This window comes from Streptomyces sp. NPDC005485, from assembly GCF_040606085.1.
Classification (GTDB): domain Bacteria; phylum Actinomycetota; class Actinomycetes; order Streptomycetales; family Streptomycetaceae; genus Streptomyces.
Window position 1 is genome coordinate 23049 of the sequence record NZ_JBEXDZ010000007.1, and the last position, 17857, is coordinate 40905.

Sequence of the window (17857 nt, forward strand, 5' to 3'; positions counted from 1 at the left end):
GGGCCGGTCATCGTCGCGTAAGTCACACCGGAAGCTGTGTTTCAGGCAAGGAAATGGCGGGAAACAAGCGGGGTTCCGGTGCGGAATGGGTACGCCGACCCGTGCCCGCGGCCATGACGGCGCGGGCCTTTGCCTGGTCACACGTGTCCCGCAGCGGGGACAGTCGTGGATCTTGTTGCTCCGGTTCGAACTTTACGTCAACTCGGCAGCAGGGGGAGTCCCGGAAGAGTGACCTGGATCCGGCAACCCCGCCGGGATTCGGCCACCCCGATCCGCCCGCCGTGCAGATCCACCGCCCAACGGGCGATGGCCAGCCCGAGACCCGTACCGCCGTCGCTGCCAGGACCGTGCGGAGAGGGGACCCCGCCGCGGTTGAACCGCTCGAAGACGCGGTGCCACTCCGACTGCGGAATGCCGGGCCCCTCGTCCAGGACCTCCAGGTCCAAGGACTCCGGGGCGGTGCCGCGCCGGGCCTTCACCGTGACGCGGCCGTGCGGCGGACTGTGCTTGACCGCGTTGTCGATCAGGTTGGCCACGACCTGGTGGATCCGCTCCGGGTCCGCGTGCGCGGTCAGCTCGGGCGGGGAGACGTCGAGATGCAGATGGACGTCGGTGCGTGTGTGGCTGCCGGAGCCGGAGGCGATGCCCGCGCGCGCGGAGGCGACCATGTTGGCCTCCTTCAGCACCCCGGACAGGTACGGCCACAGCTCGAAGCGGCGCGTCTTCAGCGGTACGACGCCGTTGTCGAGCCGGGAGAGGTCGAGGAGTGTCTCCACGAGCCGGCCCAGCCGCTCGGTCTGCTGCAGCGCCGTACGCATCGTCTCGGGGTCGGCGGCGGAGATGCCGTCCACGATGTTCTCCAGGACCGCGCGCAGGCCCGCGATGGGGGTGCGCAGCTCGTGCGAGACATTCGCCACGAGTTCCTTGCGCTGGCGGTCCTGGGCCTCCAGCTCGTCGGCCATGACGTTGATCGTCTCGGCCAGGTCGCCCAGCTCGTCCCGGCGGTTCTCGCGCACCCGGCGTGTGTAGTCGCCGTGCGAGATGGACCGGGCCACCGCGTTCATGTCGTCCAGCGGCGAGGTGAGCGAATGCGCCACGAACTGCGTTATCAGCAGGGTCGCGATCATCGAGAAGACCGTGATGAAGCGCAGCTCGGTCTTGGTGTGCACCGCGATCATCGACAGGCCGGTGGTGATCAGCACCGAGATGACGACGAGTGCTCCGAGCTTCGTCTTGATCGAGAAGGGACGCAGCCCGCCCCAGGGGCCCGTGCTCTTGCGCGGCTCGCCGATACCGCTCATGACGTCAACCCTCTCAGGGAGTCGGTGTCTCCAGCGCGTAGCCCACCCCGTGGACCGTGCGGATCCGTTCGGCGCCGATCTTCCGGCGCAGAGCCTTGATGTGGCTGTCCACGGTCCGGGTACCCGACGCGTCCGCCCAGTCCCACACCTCGGCGAGCAGCTGCTCGCGCGAGAGTACCGCTCGCGGCGTGTTCGCGAGACAGACCAGCAGGTCGAACTCGGTGGGAGTGAGGTGGACGTCCTCGCTGCGCACCCGTACCCGGCGCTGCGCGTGGTCGATCTCCAGCTCGCCGAGCCGCAGGATCCCGCTGCGCGGTGTCGAGGCGGCCACGACGGCGCGCTCGACCCGGCGGAGCAGCACGTGCACCCGTGCCGCCAGCTCCCGCATCGAGAACGGCTTCGTCATGTAGTCGTCGGCGCCGACGCCGAGCCCGACCAGCATGTCGGTCTCGTCGTCGCGCGCGGTGAGCATCAGCACCGGCACCGGGCGCTGGGCCTGCACCCGGCGGCAGACCTCCAGGCCGTCGAAGCCGGGCAGCATGATGTCGAGGATCAGCAGGTCGGGCTGCCAGGCCTCGGCGGTGTCGACTGCGGCCGGGCCGTCGCCCGCGGTTTGCACGAGGAATCCCTCGGCGCGCAGGCGGGCCGCGATGGCGTCGACGATCGTCGGGTCGTCCTCGACCACCAGCACCCGGCGTTGTGCGCCCTGCGTCGCCGCCGTGCCGTTGTGGGATGTGTGGGTCTGCTCCATCGCCCGCCCCTGATGTGTGCTTTCCGGAATCCGTGGGGTGATCCCATGACTGCGCTTGACGCTTGAATGATCCGCGTCAGGTGAGCAGAGTACGGGCAGTCACCGTGCTGGGGCTATCCAGGTCGGACCCCGAGGTGGACGACGTCCGGAACGCCCCGGGCAACCGGGATCTCTTCGGTACGCACCCCCTGGAACCCGGCATTCCGCAAACTTCCTTCAAATTCCGGAGAGGGCCGAGCGGACCACACGGCGAGCACCCCGCCCGGTGTCAACACCCGTGCGCAGCCTGCAAGTCCGGCCGCTGAATAGAGGCTGCCGTTGCCCTCCGTGACCGTCCAGCCGGGCCCGTTGTCGATGTCCAGGCACAAGGCGTCGTACGTGGCGGAAGTCTCATGGACGTATGTGATCAGGTCGGCTCCCACGATCTCGGTGCGCGGGTCGGCGAGCGCCCGGGAGGACAACTCGGCCAGCGGGCCTTCGCGATGCCAGTCGACGACGGCCGGCTCGCGCTCCACCACGCTGATCCGCCCCCAGCGGGGATCGGCCGCGGCGTGGGTGAGCGAGAAGCCGACGCCGAGTCCGCCGATCAGCACGTCCGGCTCCGCGCGCCCGTCGAGGGCGTCCAGCGCCGCGTCGACCAGCAGCCGCTCCGAGCGGCCGTCCGAGGTGTCCATCAGGAAACACCCGTTGGCGATGATCTGCAGCAGCGTCCCGTGCCTCCGCAGCACGACCTCGCCGTAGGGGCCCTCGCGACGGTCTATGACTTCCGGAATGTCGTACGAGGTGGGCATCGGCCCATCGTGGCAGTCCGTCCGCGCTGGAGGTGCGGAATTTCGGGCCGGTCACCCGGAGGTGTCCGGACGCGAAAAAACCCTTGGAGGTTGCTGTGAATCGGGTCTCGCGTGGCGGAGGTCATAGACAGCGACGCGCGGGACAACGAAAGGTGGGGGGCGAAGGAAGGAGCGCCTCACCTTGAACATCGCGCACCGGACCGCGCCCGCGACGGCCGAACCCGCCGAGGACGCGCCGCCCTTCCCGCTGTTGGACGGGATCCCACGGCAGCGTGCGACGGCACCCGTCGCCGCGATCGGGCCCACGGACACCGCGACACCGGGCCCGGGCGAGGCCCCGACGGCAAGTCCGGTTCCCTGCGCCGCCGACGCGCTGACCGCAAGTCCGGTTCCCTGCGCCGCCGACGCCCTCGCCCGGCTGCGCGCGCTGCGCCCCTGGCGGCTGCTGCCCAGCCCCACGGGCACGCCCTTCACCTTCTTCTACGCCGCCGTCCTCGCCGTCATTTCGGTGGTCTCCGAGCACCTCGACCCCGCGCTCGTGGCTTCCCTGCGCCAGGGCTCCAGCACGGACGTCGCCCACCTCCTGAGCGACCCGGTCCTCGTCCTGCCCGCCAGCGCCCTGTGGATCGTGGGCGGCGTGACCTCGTCGTACGCGATCGTGTTCCTGCTCGTCCTCACCGCCCTGGAGCGGCGGACGGGCGCCCGGTGCGCGGCCGGCGTCTTCCTGCTCGGGCATGTGCTCGCCACCCTCGCCACCGAGATCCCGGTCGGCGTCGCCGTATGGGTGGGCCACCTTCCCGACAGCTCCCTGCACCGCCTCGACTACGGCATCAGCTTCGGTGTCGCCGCGAGCGTGGGCGCCCTGGCCGGGCTGCTGACACCGTGGCTGCGCTGGCCGGTACTCGCCGCCTTCGGCGCGATGCTCGTCGACGACCTGCTCGCGTTCACCGACCCGATGACGAACTGGGGCCATCTGACGGCCCTGGCGATCGGCGTCGCGACCTGGCCGCTGGTGCGCCGCGGCCGCCGTATGCGCTCCCGCGTCGTCAGCGCGTCGGCCCCGCCGTCTGACGCCCTGTGAGGCGGGCGGGCTGCCGGTTCAGGAGCCCGGTGGGGTCCAGACGTACGGCGTCGTGGTCGTCACCGCGTGCAGGCCCAGCCGCTGGAGGATGGGGGAGCTGTCGTCGGAGGCGTCCACCTGGAGGTACTTCACGCCGCGGTTGACGGCGAGTTCGGCGCGGACGGCGACGAGGGCGCGGTAGATGCCCCGGCCCCGCCACTCGGCCAGCGTCGAACCGCCCCAGAGTCCGGCGAACTCCGTCCCCGCGCGGAAGACCAGCCAGGCCGCCGAGACGACCTCACCTGCTGCCTCGGCGACGAACACGGCGATCTCGTCGGGGGCGGCGGCGACCCGGCCGATCAGGTCCTTGGCGAGCCAGCTCATGTCCTCGCCCCAGACGGCCGTCTCCAGGGCGGCGATCCGGTGCATGTCCGTGTCCGACGTGACCTGCCGCAGCACCACACCCGCCGGCAGGGCGGGCTGTCGTACAGCCATGTCCTCGGCGGCACCGACGAGCACCGTCTCCCGCTCCTCGGGCACGAACCCCGCGGCCCGCAGCCGGTCGGTGAGGTCGGCCGGGCGGTCGTGCCCACGGGTCTTCCACTCCACCGCCTCGCCCCGGGCGGCGAAGAAGTCGCGCTGCCGGGCGATCAGCCCGTCCAACTCCGCGCCCCGCACCCCGAGGTCGCGCGGCCCGCTGACGAAGCCGCGGAACTGGCCGACGATCCTGAGCAGCGGCCCGTCCTGTTCGTGGGTGATTCCGGCGGGCGGGTGCGGAGGGGCGCCGCGCATCTGGTCGTCGTAGGCCGCGAGGAGGATCGCTTTGTCTGTCACGCGGTGACCGTACGGGGCATAAAGGCGGTGGGGACATTGGTTTTCCTGGTGCGGGAGAGCCTGGCGGACGTGATCGCTCACAGCGAACGCCCCTGGGGGAACATTCGGGGGCTCACAAGCATTGAGTGCGTATAGCTCAACTTGCTTGTCGAGAGGGAGATCATGGCTGCCGAGTCCATTCCGTCCACGTCACTCAACCTGCCCGTGCTGCCGCTCGACGACGAGGTCGTGCTGCCCGGCATGGTGGTGCCGCTGGACCTGAACGACCCCGACGTACGCGCCGCCGTGGAGGCCGCGCAGGCCGCCGCGCGGTCGACGCCGGGCAAGCCCAAGGTGCTGCTGGTGCCGCGCATCGACGGCACGTACGCGAGCACGGGCGTGCTCGGCACCGTCGAGCAGGTCGGCCGGCTCGCCGACGGCGACCCGGGCGCGCTGATCCGCGGGCGCGGCCGGGTGCGGATCGGCGCCGGCACCACCGGCCCCGGTGCCGCGCTCTGGGTCGAGGGCACCCGCGTCGACGAGACCGTGCCCGACCCGCTGCCCGGCCATGTCACCGAACTGGTCAAGGAGTACAAGGCACTCGCCACCAGCTGGCTGCGCAAGCGCGGCGCCTGGCAGGTCGTGGACCGCGTCACGGCGATCGAGGACGTCTCCGCGCTCGCCGACAACTCCGGCTACTCGCCCTTCCTCTCCATCGAGCAGAAGGTCGAACTGCTGGAGAACGCGGACCCCGTCGCCCGGCTGAAGCTCGCCACCGAGCAGCTGCGCGAGCACCTCGCCGAGCAGGACGTCGCCGAGTCCATCGCCAAGGACGTACAGGAGGGCGTGGACAAGCAGCAGCGCGAGTTCCTGCTGCGCCGCCAGCTCGAAGCCGTCCGCAAGGAGCTGCGCGAGCTGAACGGCGACTCCTCCGACGCCGAGGAGTCCGACGACTACCGGGCCCGCGTCGAGGCCGCCGACCTCCCCGAGAAGGTCCGCGAGGCCGCGCTCAAGGAGGTCGAGAAGCTGGAGCGTTCGAGCGACCAGTCGCCCGAGGGTTCCTGGATCCGCACCTGGCTCGACACCGTCCTCGAACTGCCTTGGAACGAGCGGACCGAGGACGAGTACGACATCACGGGCGCCCAGCGCGTCCTGGACGCCGAGCACGCCGGTCTGGAGGACGTGAAGGAGCGCATCACCGAGTACCTCGCGGTGCGCAAGCGGCGCGCCGACCGGGGCCTCGGCGTCGTCGGCGGGCGCCGCGGCGGCGCCGTGCTCGCGCTCGTCGGGCCGCCCGGCGTCGGCAAGACCTCGCTCGGCGAGTCCGTCGCCCACGCGATGGGACGCAAGTTCGTGCGGGTCGCGCTCGGCGGCGTGCGGGACGAGGCGGAGATCCGCGGCCACCGGCGTACCTACGTCGGCGCGCTGCCCGGCCGTATCGTCCGCGCCATCAAGGAGGCCGGGTCCATGAACCCGGTGGTCCTGCTCGACGAGATCGACAAGGTCGGCTCCGACTTCCGCGGCGACCCGGCCGCGGCCCTGCTCGAAGTCCTCGACCCCGCCCAGAACCACACCTTCCGCGACCACTACCTGGAGGTCGAACTCGACCTGAGCGACGTGGTGTTCCTCGCCACGGCAAACGTCCTCGAGGCCATCCCGGAGGCGCTGCTCGACCGTATGGAGCTCGTCCGGCTCGACGGCTACACCGAGGACGAGAAGGTCGTCATCGCCCGGGACCACCTGCTGCCGCGGCAGTTGGAGCGTGCCGGTCTGGAGAAGGCCGAAGTGACGCTGGACGAGAGCGCGTTGCGCAAGCTCGCCGGTGAGTACACCCGGGAAGCCGGTGTACGGACCCTGGAGCGGGCCATCGCGCGGCTGCTGCGCAAGGTCGCGGCCCAGCACGAACTGGGGGAGCGGGAACTGCCGTTCACGGTGACCGACGGCGAGCTGCGCGACCTGATCGGACGGCCGCACCACGTGCCCGAGTCCGCGCAGGACCCGGCCGAGCGCCGTACGGCGGTGCCCGGTGTCGCCACCGGTCTCGCGGTGACCGGCGCGGGCGGCGACGTCCTCTTCGTGGAGGCGTCGCTGGCCGACCCGGAGACGGGGGCGGCGGGCCTGACGCTGACCGGCCAGCTGGGCGACGTGATGAAGGAGTCCGCACAGATCGCCCTGTCGTTCCTGCGCAGTCACGGCGCCGAACTGGAGCTCCCCGTGGCTGACTTGAAGGACCGGGGTGTGCACATCCACTTCCCGGCGGGCGCGGTCCCGAAGGACGGACCGAGCGCGGGCGTCACGATGACGACGGCACTGGCCTCGCTGCTGTCCGGACGGCTCGTCCGCACGGACGTGGCGATGACCGGCGAGGTCTCCCTCACCGGCCGTGTCCTGCCCATCGGCGGCGTCAAGCAGAAGCTGCTCGCCGCGCACCGGGCCGGCGTGACCACCGTCATCATCCCCAAGCGCAACGAGCCCGACCTCGACGACGTCCCCGCCGAGGTCCTCGCCAAGCTCGACGTGCACGCCGTCACGGACGTCCGCCAGGTCCTGGACCTGGCCCTCGCCCCGGCGACGAACGGCGCGAGCACGGAGGTTCCGGTGGCCGCGTGACGGACGTTCACCGGTAAAGGGTGGCCCCCGCCGAGGAGTTGAGGCTCCGGGCGGGGGCCACCCGGCTTTCCGGACGGCCCGACACCGCCCCGGAAACGCCGAACAGCGCCTCGAACGGTTCCCCCGATAGGGGAACGCGCACGTCGGCGGGGCTCCGGATCGCCACACTGGGAGTGTCGGGGTCGGGCGGGGAAGTTCGGGAGTCGGGTGCGTGGTGGCCTTCATGGAGGGCGCTGTGGCGGCACGTATCGCCGCGGCGCGGGAGTCGGGGAACCTGGACCTGAGCGAGATGGGGCTGACCTCGCTGCCGGAGGAGGTCTGCGAACTCACCAGGCTGAGGATGCTCGACCTGTCCCGCAACCGGCTGACGACTCTGCCAGGCCGGATCGGTGAACTCACCTCGCTCACCGGGCTCCTCCTGAGCGACAACCCGATCAGCACGCTTCCCCATTCGGTCCGCAACCTCACCTCCCTGCGTACGCTCTATCTGCGCCAGTGCAGTCTGCGCACGCTCCCGGTGGCGGTCCGTGGTCTCGCCTCGCTGACCTCGCTCGACCTGAGCCAGAACGACCTCACCGAACTGCCCTGGTGGATCGGCGACCTCGACGCACTCACCTCCGTCAACCTGGACTTCAACAAGATCGCCGAGCTGCCGGAGTCGTTCGGCAGTCTCAGCCGGCTCCAGGGCATCGACCTGGGCAACAACCGGCTGACCTCGCTGCCGGACTCCATGCGCCGCTTCTTCCGGCTCAGGAACCTGTACCTGAGGGCGAACCAGCTGACCGAACTGCCGGACTGGCTCGGCGACCTCACCGCCCTCACCACACTCGTCGTGGACGCCAACGAGCTGCGGGACCTGCCGGACTCCCTCGGCTCCCTCATCGGGCTCGCCTCGCTCCGGCTGGACGCGAACCCCCTGACCGCGCTGCCCCCCGAGGTGGTCTCGGCCGGCACGGGCACCCTCCTCGCCTTCCTCCGGGAGCGCGCCCGGGCCCCCGTTCCGCAGTGGTCCTCCAAGATCGTCGTCGTGGGCGAAGGCCGCTCCGGCAAGACCTCGCTGCTCAAGGCCGTGCGCGGCGATCGCTTCGACCCGCAGGAGAGCAGCACCCACGGCCTGCACGTCGACACCCTGGAACTCCCGCACCCCGACCCGGCCCACGCCCACGTCACCATGAACCTGGCGACCTGGGACTTCGGCGGCCAGGAGATCTACCACGCCACCCACCAGTTCTTCCTCACCGACCGCTCGCTCTTCGTCCTCGTCTGGGACGCCCAGCTCGGCTGGGAGGCGAGCAAGCTCTACTACTGGCTGGACATGATCAAGGCCAGGGCGCCCCGGGCACCCGTGGTGCTCGTCGCCACCCATCTGGGACCCCGCCCCGCCGAACTGCCGCTGGCCGAGCTGCAGTCGGCGTACCCGGGCATGATCGTGGACTCGCTGACCGCCGACAGCTGCACCGGCGAGGGAATCGACAAGGTCGTCGAGTGCCTGGCCCTGCGCGCCTCACGGCTGCCCCTGATGGGCGTGAGGTGGCCCGGCACCTGGCTGCGTGCCTCGGAAGCGGTGCGCGCGGACCGCCGCAACCACGTCACGCCCGCCGAACTGGACGACCTGCTGGCCGCGTACGGCGTCCGCGACCCCGACCACCAGCGCGGCCTGCGGGCGGCCCTCAACAGCCTCGGGGACATCCTGGCGTACGCCGACGACCCGGAGCTGGAGGACATCGCCGTACTGCGCCCGCAGTGGGTGACCGGATACATCAGCCGTGTCCTCGACTCGCGCGGCGTGCGCCAGAACCGTGCCCTGTTCACCAGGCAGCATCAGGCCCAGCTGTGGCGGGACCTCGATCCGAGCCTGCGCCAGCACTTCGTGGCGATGATGGAGCGCTTCGACCTCTCCTACCGCACCGACGTCGGCGCCCACAGCCTCGTCGTGGAACTGCTCCCCCTCGACCCGCCCGCCTACGAGGCGGAGTGGGCGGCCGCGGCGCTGCGCCACCACCGTGAACTGCGGCTGCGCTACCGGATGCACACCGTGCCACCGGGCATCCCGACCTGGTTCATCGCCCGCGAGCACCGGTTCACCCAGGGCCTGCACTGGCGCACCGGCGCGCTGCTGCGCCAGTCCACCGAGGACGGCGAGCACACCGCGCTCATCACGGTCGACCGCCTCACCAAGACGGCCGAGCTGCAGGTGCGCGGCCCCTACCCGCAGGACTTCTTCGCCGTGCTCAAGGACGGCTTCGAACAGACGCTCCAGCGCTATCCGGGCCTGGAGATCACCCGGCTCGTGCCCTGTCCCGGCAGGCTCGCCGGTGGGGCGGGCTGCACCCACGAGTTCCCGCACGCGCAGCTGAAGGACCGGCTGACGCGGACACCGCCCCGCGACACCGTGGAGTGCCCGGTCGACTACGACGACCACGACGTCCGGCTGCTGCTCCAGGGCATCGAGTCACCCTCGGCCGACCGGTCCGTGGAGCTGGCCAGGGAGACCCGTGAGGCCGTGCGCAGACTGCAGGTCATGGTCCAGGAGCAGGGCCAGGACCAGGCGGTACGCCAGACGGACCTGCTGGAGGAACTGCAACTGGCGAAGGCGCAGCGGACCGCGATCGCCGCCGAGCAGCAGCGCGTGGCCCTCGCGACCTGGCGCGGCGACCGCACGGCGCAGGAGGTGAGCTGTCCGACCCTCCTCTCCGTCACCCGGGTGGAACGGCGCAGGGCACTGCGCCTGACGCCGGTCCGGGTCCTCCAGCTACGGCTGTACTGCGAGGCACCGGGAGCCTGGCACCCGGCGCCCGGCCACGAGCCCTACGAGGTCCGGGCCACCTCCGAGCGGGTCGCGGAACTCCTGCCGTACGCGCGCACGGTCCTGAAGGTGCTGAGGTTTGCCGTCCCGGTGGCCGGCGCGGTGCTCGACGTCGCCGCGGAGGAGCTCAACAAGCAGCTCAAGGACGACATCAAGCTGATGCAGGTCCTGGTCGACGCGGTGCCCGGCGAGGAGCTTCCGGAGCTGGACGGGCTGCGCTCGCTGACCCGGGCCGAGTTCGACTCGGACTTCCGGGCCATGCACGCGCTGCTCGAAAGCCTCGACCCCGAACGGCGCTGGGGAGACCTGAACAAGGTCGTCACCCCGGAGGGCGACACGCTCTGGCTCTGCGCGCAGCATGCCCGCCCTTACCTGCCCGCGGGGCCGGCCGGGCTCACCGCTCCCGGCGGCACACCGGTGCTCCCGGGCCCGCGCGCGGACGGTGAACCACAGCCCGCCGCGCCGTGAACCCGGGAGCACCTGGCGGCTATCCGTTGGCCAGCGCCACCACCCGGTCCAGCGCCCCGTTGAACTTGTCGTGGTCGCCGACGGTCGGGCCGGACGAGGTGTACTGCCACATCGTGTAGTAGCCCCAGCCCGCCGGGAGCGTGCCCGGGTCGGAGGCGTAGCGGGCGATCCACAGCGGGTTGTTCGCCGCGAAGCCGGCGTAGTTGCCGGTGCACTGGGTCCACCAGCTGGTGGCCGTGTAGATCACGGGGTAGCGGCCGGTGAGCGAGTGGTAGGTGTTGACGAAGTCGGCGATCCAGCTGACCATGCCGCTCGTCGACTTGCCGAAGCAGGCGGCACCGTAGGGGTTCCACTCGATGTCGAGGGCGCCCGGGAGGGTCCTGCCGTCCCTGGACCAGCCGCCGCCGTGGCTGACGAAGTAACTGGCCTGGGTGGCTCCGCTCGTCGTGTCCGGGGTGGCGAAATGGTACGACCCCCGGATCATGCCCACGTTGTACGAGCCGTTGTACTGCTGCGCGAAGTACGGGTTCGTGTAGTACGTGCCTTCCGACGCCTTCACGTACGCCCATCTGACCCCGCTGTTCCACAGGGTCGACCAGGCGACGTTGCCCTGGTAGGCGCTGACGTCCACGCCCTCCGTCTGGGTGGCGTCACCGCTGCTGGGCAGGCCGCCCCGGCCGTCGTGGGCGATGACCCCGATGCCCATGCGGGCGGAGCCGCGGGCGGGGGTGTCGGCGGCCGGGGCGGGCAGGGCGAACAGCAGGGAGAGGGCGGCGAGCAGGATGCCGACCGCGGGAAGCCGCCGCAGGGCACGCGAGCGGCGGTCCGTTCCGGTTCCGGATCTGTGCACAGGCATGACATGCCTCCGAGAAGCTCGGTGGTGCGCGATGGTGCTCGGTGGGGGGACGCTGGGGGGCATGCGCCGACTGTGGGGGGTCAGGACCTCATCGACTTGTCGATGGCGTGGGCATGCCAGTGATTGCCTGATAAAGAAGCTACGCACGTAGAAGACCAGGTGGGAAGAGGGCCCGGCGGCTGCCGTTGGTCTACTCCTGCGAAATACTGGCGGAGCTGCGGCAATGGCGACTTTTGGCAGAAACTTTCAGGATCGGGAAACCGGGTCAGGGGCTTGACGTGCACGAGGACGGAAACGGCGGCGGGCCGCGTGTCGAATCCGAGGCGCCGGGAAGTGGTGTGGACCACGAATTCCTGTCGCTGGAGCGCGAGTTGACCGTGTTCCTGCGGCGCGCCCGGGCTTCCTCCGGCGAGATGGTCCGCGAGGTCCACCCCGACCTGGAGTCCTCCGCGTACGGACTGCTCGTACGACTGGAGGAGTGCGGCGCCCAGCGGGCCACCGAGCTCGCCGCCTACATCGGCGTAGGCAAGGCCACCATGTCGCGCCAGCTGCGGGCGCTGGAGGACCTGGGCCTGGTCGCCCGCGAGCCCGACCCCGCCGACGGCCGCGCCTGGCTCGTCCGCCTCACCGAGGAGGGCCGCGCCCGCTTCCGCACCGCCCGCGACGCGCGGCGCGCCCGGTATGTGAGCGAACTCTCCGGCTGGGACCGCGGCGAGGTCGCCGAACTGGCCCGGCTGCTGCATCAGTTGAACACCAGGATGGAGCGGTAGCGCTCCGCTGGATATTTCGAGTCCGGCCGTCGGACGTCTGCGGGCCGGTCGTGGCTGGTCGCGCAGTTCCCCGCGCCCCTTCAGGGCGCGGACGGCGCGGACTTCACCGAGTCCGCCACCCGTCCCCTCACAGCTCCACGAACACCACCGTCGCGTCGTCGTGGGTCTTGCTCCGCCGCAGGTGCACCCGCCGGGTGTCGGCGCGTTCCAGCGCGCGTACGCGGTCGATCAGGGCCTGCCCGCCCTCCTTGCGCACGATCGTGAAGCACGCGTTCCAGTCGCCCTCGCGGAACTTCTCCACCCAGCGCCCGGCGCCGTCCGTCAGGGCGGCGAGGGCGCGCACCTCGGCACGCGGAAGGGTGCCCCTCACCGCGCGGGAGGCGACCGAGGGGTCCGCGGCGGCGGTGAAGAAGCCGCCCTCCTTGTTGCGGACCGTCGTGTCGGCGATGGCGTCCGTGGCGAGGGAGGCGCGGGGGAGCAGGGACAGACGCTCGTCCAGTACGGCGGTGACGGCGCCGTCCGCCGACTGGACGAGGAGCGCCGAGTCGGAGAGGACCAGGTACTCGACGGTGTCGGCGGACCAGCGGACCAGCACCACGGTTGCCTGAGGCGTACGCGGGTGAGAAAGGTCACAGGAATCGGCGTGGGCGTCGGCGGTGCGGCGGATGGCCTCCGCCAGCACCGCGGACAGCGGGAGATCCCGGCGGGAAACGGATAGTTCGGTCAGGGCTCCGCCGAGGCGCGAGGCGAACCAGGCGACGGAATGCAGACACGCGTAACCGTCCGCCGGTGGGGTCACGCCGTCCAGCACGACCAGCGAGCCGCCCTGTCCCGAGGCGGGAAGCCCGACCGATGCGAAGTCCTCATTGGGGCGGGCCCGGTCGCCGGGCTCCGAGACGAGTTCAGTGCGCATCCGGCCAGTCTGCACGAGCCCTTCACAAGGTCCACGAAAGGCTGGCAACGGTTGCCGAACAGGTGCAGACCAGCAGCTCAGCCGCCGGTTTTGGCATGGAATGATCGACTCCGGTGAAGCGTGGCGGCGAATACTGCCAAAGCACATCGCCGACGTCCAACCGGCCCGCCGCGCAAGGCCGCTGCACGGGCCGGCGGAACTTGCCCGCCAACTCCCGTCCGATGTTCACTCCTTCGGGTGGCGGGCCAGGCGATGCAGGACCACTGCCCACCGGCACTGGGAGGGTCGGGAGCCGTACCGGGAGGACGTACCGGTTGACGGAACGTCACCCGGGCCCATGGGTACACGAGTCAGGAATGCGAGCACCGGTGCAGAAAATGCGGCCTCGGCGCACAGGCAAGCAGACGGCCTCCGACGGAAGCGCCGGGCGCAAGCCGGGCGCCACGGGAGAGAACCCCGCAGGCAAGGGCCGCCGCCCCGCCCGTGTGCGCAATCGGCTGATCGTCTCCGTGGCCGTGGTGGCAGCCGCCATCGCCGGCGCCGGAGCCCCCACGGTGCTGGCCGCCGCCGGCCAACTGAACGACTCCCAGAACCTGGTGACGCTCGCGCAGCGGACGCAGGAGGCGCTGACCCTCGCGCACTCCCTCGCCGACGAGCGCGACGAGGTCACCTCGTACATCGCGGCGGGCAGGTCCAAGGCCAAGGCGCCCGCCGAGCAGCGCAGTGCCCGGGTCGACCGGCAGGTCGAGGAGTTGCGGGCGGACACCGACGCGCCCGCCTCGCTCCGCAAGGACCTGGACACCATCGCCGCCGTCCGCAGAGCGGCGCTCACCGGCAAGAGCACCGCTCTCGAAGCGCATCGGGCGTACTCCGCCACCATCACCGAACTCCACGCCCTCGCCGAGGACCTGGCCGAGCAGCTGCCGCCCCGCGCGGGCTCCGGCGCGCACGCCGTCGCCGAACTCGACTCCGCCGTCCAGCAGGCCGCCGCCGCCCGCGGACTGCTCCTCGCGGCCCTGAGCATCCCGCGCACCACGCAGACCACCATCGACCCGATCACCGGTCTGCCGGCCACCACGACCACCTCGTCGGAGGCCGACACCAGGCAGCGCGACGCGCTCAGTGCCGCCGCCCAGCAGGCCCGCCTCCGCTCCGACGCGGCCCTCGCCGACTTCCACGAGACCGCGCCCACGGCCGCCCGGTCCTCGTACGACTCCACGGTCACCGGCCCCGACGTCAACTCCGCCGACAAGTACCTCGCGGCCCTCACCGACCAGCCGAAGCTCTCCGACGACGAACTCGGCACCGGCACGAAGAAGGTGGACGCGGCGCTCTCCGCCCGCGTCGAGCTGATGCGCGGCGCCGAGGCCTCCCTCAACGACCACCGCACCAGGGACCTGGAGGCACTGCGCGACGACGACGTCACCGCGCTGGAGATCCGGATCGCCCTCATCGGCGCCCTGCTGCTGGTCGCCTCCGGCGTCACCATGGCCATGGCCCGTACGCTCACCCGCCCGCTGTCCGTGCTGCGCCGCGGCTCGGCCAGGCTGGCCGGATCCGAGGACCCGGCCGCCGAGGAACCGGTCAAGTTCACCGGCCGCAACGACGAGTTCGCCCAGGTCGTCCGTTCCGTCAACGCGCTGCACGCGCACGCCGCCGGCCTGCACGAGCGGCTCGCGACCCTCGAATCGGACCGCAAGCACCTCATCGGCCAGCGTCAGCTGATGGCCGACGAACGCGAGAAGCTGCGCGCCGAACTCGCCGAGGCCGCCACCCACCTGGCGCAGGTGCGAGGCAGCATCCACGGCACCTTCGTCAACCTGGCGCTGCGCACCCTCGGCCTCGTCGAGCGGCAACTCGCCGTCATCGAGGGCCTGGAGGAGCGCGAGCAGGACCCGGACCGCCTCGGCACGCTCTTCAAGCTCGACCACTTCGCCACGGTCATGCGCCGTCACAGCGAGAACCTTCTCGTCCTCGCCGGCGCGGAGCACGGCCAGCAGCACGCCGGGCCCGTCCCGCTCGTCGACGTCGTACGGGCCGCGGTCAGCGAGATCGAGCGGTACGAGCGCGTCCGCATCGCCACGCTGCCGCCGCACGCCCACCTCGCCGGCTTCGCCGCCGACGACCTCAGCCATCTGCTCGCCGAACTCCTGGAGAACGCCACCTCGTTCTCGCCGCCCGACCTCTCGGTCGAGGTCTCCGGGTGGCTGCTGGAGAACGGCGAGGTGATGCTCTCCGTGCAGGACGAGGGCATCGGGATGACCGCCGAGCGGATGACCCGGCTCAACTCCCGCCTCGCGGAGTTCGATCCCGAGGACGCCTACGAGCAGGAGAGCGGCGAGGGACTCGGGCTCGGCCTGTACGTGGTCGCCCGGCTCGCCCACCGGCACGGCGTCCGGGTGCAGCTGCGCGAGCAGAAGCAGGGCGGCATCGCGGCCGTCGTCGTCCTCCCCGAGGGCATGCTGCCCGCCGCGCCCGGCACCGCAGTTCCCCCGGCGGCATCGGTCGTCATCGGCGACGGTACGTTCCCGCTGACGCTCCCCGGGGCGGACGCGGAGGTCAACTCCAATGTCCTGTACGGCCGTTCGACCCGGGATCCGCTGATCGCGGCGGCCGAGCAGGCCGTACGGGAGACGGAGCCCACCGAGTCCGCCGAACCCGGCGCCCCGGAGCCGACGCCCGAGGTGACGCCCGAGACCACGATGGAGCTTCTGGTACCGGAGCTCCCGGCCGAGGAGACCACTGCGGAGGCCGGGGAAGAGGATGAGGACCGGGCCCGGTCCGCTCCCCGCCCCGACCCCGCTCCCGAGGTGAACCTCCCCGCCCAGGCGACCGGCGACCCGTACGCCATAGGCCCCGACGCCCACGAGCGGGCCCACGAGGAGCCGGAACCGCAGCAGCGGGTCACCGACAAGGGCCTGCCCAAGCGCACCCCGAAGATCTCCGCACCCGCGCCGGCGGCCAGGCCGCGCGCCGGGGGCGTGGACGCCGAGGCGCTGCGGCGCAGGCTCGGCGGCTTCCACCACGGTGCCAAGGAGGGCCGCCGCGACGTGGAGGCGGAGATCGCCGAAAAGACCGCGGAGACAAAGGCGCCCGCGGCACGGAACGCGGCACAGGACGTAGAACCATCGGGGGGCACTGTCGAGGAGGCAAGCAGTTGACCGCGCCCAGTACCTTCGGACTGAGCAGTGAAGCCCGCAATCTGCACTGGCTGTTGACGAACCTCGTCGAGGAGGTGCCGGGCCTGCTGTCGGTCGCGGTGGTCTCCTCCGACGGACTGCTGCTGCTCTCCTCCGACCCGGGAAGAAACGAGGAGGCACGGGCGGCCCGGGACGAGAGGCCCACGGGCCCGCGCGGCTCCTCCGCCGACCTCGCCACCATCGTCTCCGGCATCGGCAGCCTGACCATCGGCGCCGCCCGGCTGATGGACTCCGGCGGGGTCAAGCACACGATGGTCGCCATGGACGAGGGCAGCCTGTTCATCATGTCGATCAGCGACGGCTCGCTGCTCGGGGTGCACGGCTCCGCGGACTGCGACATGAGCGTGGTGGCGTACCACATGGCGCTCTTCGTCGGCCGCGCCGGACACGTCCTGACCCCCGAACTCCGCAGCGAGCTGCGCAGGTCACTGGAGACCGAGACCGAGACGGCGGGGAGTGGCCGATGAGCGCGCCGAAGCTTCCGATACGGGGCAGTGACCGCAAACCCGCCCGCGTACGGCCCTACTCGCTCACCGGCGGCCGCACCCGCTTCGGCCACGTCCTGCTCGTCGAGACGTTCGTGGCGGCGCTCGAAGCCCCGGACGAGCGCAAGGAGTTGACGAACGGCTCGCTCAACACCCGGGTGATGCCGGAGATGCGGGCCATCGTCGAACTCTGCCGCAGGATGCGCACGGTGGCGGAGATCGCCGCACTGCTGAGGATGCCGCTCGGCGTCGTCCGGGTGCTGCTCAGCGACCTCGCGGACCAGGGAAAGATCCGTGTGTACGGAACCGGTCACGGCCCGGGACAGCCGGACCGCGCTCTGCTGGAAAGGGTGCTGAGTGGACTCCGCCGTCTCTGACGTCCCCCCGGGCGTCGCCCCGCTCCTCGACGAGGAGGAGAGCCTCAGGGCCTGGCAGACCGACCGCACGCGCGCCCCGATCGCCACGAAGATCGTGGTGGCGGGCGGCTTCGGCGTCGGCAAGACCACGCTCGTCACCGCCGTTTCGGAGATCACGCCCCTCCAGACGGAGGCGCTGATGACCGAGGCCAGCGAGGACACCGACGACCTCACCGGCACACCGGGGAAACTGACCACCACCGTGGCCATGGACTTCGGACGCATCACGCTCGACGACGACCTGGTGCTGTACCTCTTCGGTACGCCGGGCCAGCAGCGGTTCTGGTTCATGTGGGACGACCTGGTGCGCGGGGCGATCGGCGCGGTGGTCCTCGCCGACACGCGCCGTCTTTCGGACTGCTTCCCGGCACTCGACTACTTCGAGAGCTGCGGACTGCCGTACGTCGTCGCCGTCAACCACTTCGACGGCAGCGAGCGGTTCGAGCCGGAGGACGTGCGTGAGGCGCTCACCGTGCCCGCACACATACCTGTCATGATCATGGACGCGCGGCGCAGGATCTCGGCCGTCGAGACCCTGCTCGCACTGGTGGGACACGCGCTCGACGTGAGCCCCGAATAGTCGCGAACAGTCGTACGTCGTACGTCGCACGGAGAGT

The 17857-nt window shown here is 71.2% G+C and carries 14 protein-coding genes; 8 read left to right on the top strand and 6 right to left on the bottom strand.

Annotated elements, in window-relative coordinates; translation table 11 throughout:
• Window positions 1-197: 197 nt before the first annotated feature.
• The 3 genes from ABZS97_RS04415 to ABZS97_RS04425 form a co-directional block, all read right to left on the bottom strand.
• Window positions 198-1301, bottom strand: a complete 1104-nt coding sequence (locus ABZS97_RS04415; protein ID WP_356133412.1) for a HAMP domain-containing sensor histidine kinase — start codon at window positions 1299-1301, stop codon at window positions 198-200.
• 13 nt (window positions 1302-1314) lie between these two features.
• The gene (locus ABZS97_RS04420) at window positions 1315-2052 is read right to left on the bottom strand and encodes a response regulator transcription factor (protein ID WP_148010436.1); all 738 of its coding nucleotides are present in this window, start codon (window positions 2050-2052) and stop codon (window positions 1315-1317) included.
• 113 nt (window positions 2053-2165) lie between these two features.
• Window positions 2166-2843 carry a spermidine synthase gene (locus ABZS97_RS04425; RefSeq protein ID WP_356133418.1) on the bottom strand — a complete coding sequence of 226 codons (678 nt, stop codon included), beginning with the start codon at window positions 2841-2843 and terminating at the stop codon, window positions 2166-2168.
• Between the two features lie 181 nt (window positions 2844-3024).
• Between ABZS97_RS04425 and ABZS97_RS04430 the strand changes: the two genes are divergently transcribed.
• On the top strand, window positions 3025-3924 hold the full coding sequence (locus ABZS97_RS04430; protein WP_356133420.1) for a rhomboid-like protein: 900 nt from the start codon (window positions 3025-3027) through the stop codon (window positions 3922-3924).
• A gap of 18 nt (window positions 3925-3942) precedes the next feature.
• On the opposite strand, the gene ABZS97_RS04435 is transcribed toward ABZS97_RS04430, so the two are convergent.
• Window positions 3943-4737 (bottom strand): GNAT family N-acetyltransferase, encoded by a 795-nt coding sequence (locus ABZS97_RS04435; RefSeq protein ID WP_356133422.1) that lies wholly within the window; start codon window positions 4735-4737, stop codon window positions 3943-3945.
• 162 nt (window positions 4738-4899) lie between these two features.
• Here ABZS97_RS04435 and lon point away from each other — a divergent pair, with 162 nt between their 5' ends.
• Window positions 4900-7326 carry an endopeptidase La gene (lon, locus tag ABZS97_RS04440; RefSeq protein WP_356133424.1) on the top strand — a complete coding sequence of 809 codons (2427 nt, stop codon included), beginning with the start codon at window positions 4900-4902 and terminating at the stop codon, window positions 7324-7326.
• Between the two features lie 235 nt (window positions 7327-7561).
• Window positions 7562-10600, top strand: a complete 3039-nt coding sequence (locus ABZS97_RS04445; RefSeq protein ID WP_356133426.1) for a COR domain-containing protein — start codon at window positions 7562-7564, stop codon at window positions 10598-10600.
• Window positions 10601-10619: 19 nt separating this feature from the next.
• Here the strand turns inward: ABZS97_RS04445 and ABZS97_RS04450 are convergent, their stop codons facing one another.
• Entirely contained in the window at window positions 10620-11456 is an 837-nt protein-coding gene (locus ABZS97_RS04450) for a lysozyme (RefSeq protein WP_356133428.1), read from the bottom strand.
• Window positions 11457-11734: 278 nt separating this feature from the next.
• On the opposite strand from ABZS97_RS04450, the gene ABZS97_RS04455 reads away from it, so the two are divergent.
• Window positions 11735-12226, top strand: a complete 492-nt coding sequence (locus tag ABZS97_RS04455; RefSeq protein WP_356133430.1) for a MarR family transcriptional regulator — start codon at window positions 11735-11737, stop codon at window positions 12224-12226.
• Between the two features lie 127 nt (window positions 12227-12353).
• Here the strand turns inward: ABZS97_RS04455 and ABZS97_RS04460 are convergent, their stop codons facing one another.
• Window positions 12354-13139 carry a protein phosphatase 2C domain-containing protein gene (locus ABZS97_RS04460; RefSeq protein ID WP_356133432.1) on the bottom strand — a complete coding sequence of 262 codons (786 nt, stop codon included), beginning with the start codon at window positions 13137-13139 and terminating at the stop codon, window positions 12354-12356.
• A 368-nt stretch (window positions 13140-13507) separates the two neighbouring features.
• On the opposite strand from ABZS97_RS04460, the gene ABZS97_RS04465 reads away from it, so the two are divergent.
• From ABZS97_RS04465 to ABZS97_RS04480, 4 genes are read left to right on the top strand one after another with little or no spacing between them, the layout of a single operon-like run.
• Window positions 13508-16300 carry a nitrate- and nitrite sensing domain-containing protein gene (locus ABZS97_RS04465; RefSeq protein WP_356133577.1) on the top strand — a complete coding sequence of 931 codons (2793 nt, stop codon included), beginning with the start codon at window positions 13508-13510 and terminating at the stop codon, window positions 16298-16300.
• Window positions 16297-16806 (top strand): roadblock/LC7 domain-containing protein, encoded by a 510-nt coding sequence (locus ABZS97_RS04470; RefSeq protein WP_356133434.1) that lies wholly within the window; start codon window positions 16297-16299, stop codon window positions 16804-16806. Before ABZS97_RS04465 ends, ABZS97_RS04470 begins: the two co-directional genes overlap by 4 nt.
• Complete coding sequence (locus tag ABZS97_RS04475) at window positions 16803-17201, top strand: DUF742 domain-containing protein (protein ID WP_356133436.1); 399 nt, start codon at window positions 16803-16805, stop codon at window positions 17199-17201. Before ABZS97_RS04470 ends, ABZS97_RS04475 begins: the two co-directional genes overlap by 4 nt.
• Window positions 17182-17820 carry an ATP/GTP-binding protein gene (locus tag ABZS97_RS04480; RefSeq protein ID WP_356133438.1) on the top strand — a complete coding sequence of 213 codons (639 nt, stop codon included), beginning with the start codon at window positions 17182-17184 and terminating at the stop codon, window positions 17818-17820. The genes ABZS97_RS04475 and ABZS97_RS04480 overlap by 20 nt, the downstream gene beginning before the upstream one ends.
• Window positions 17821-17857: the final 37 nt, after the last annotated feature.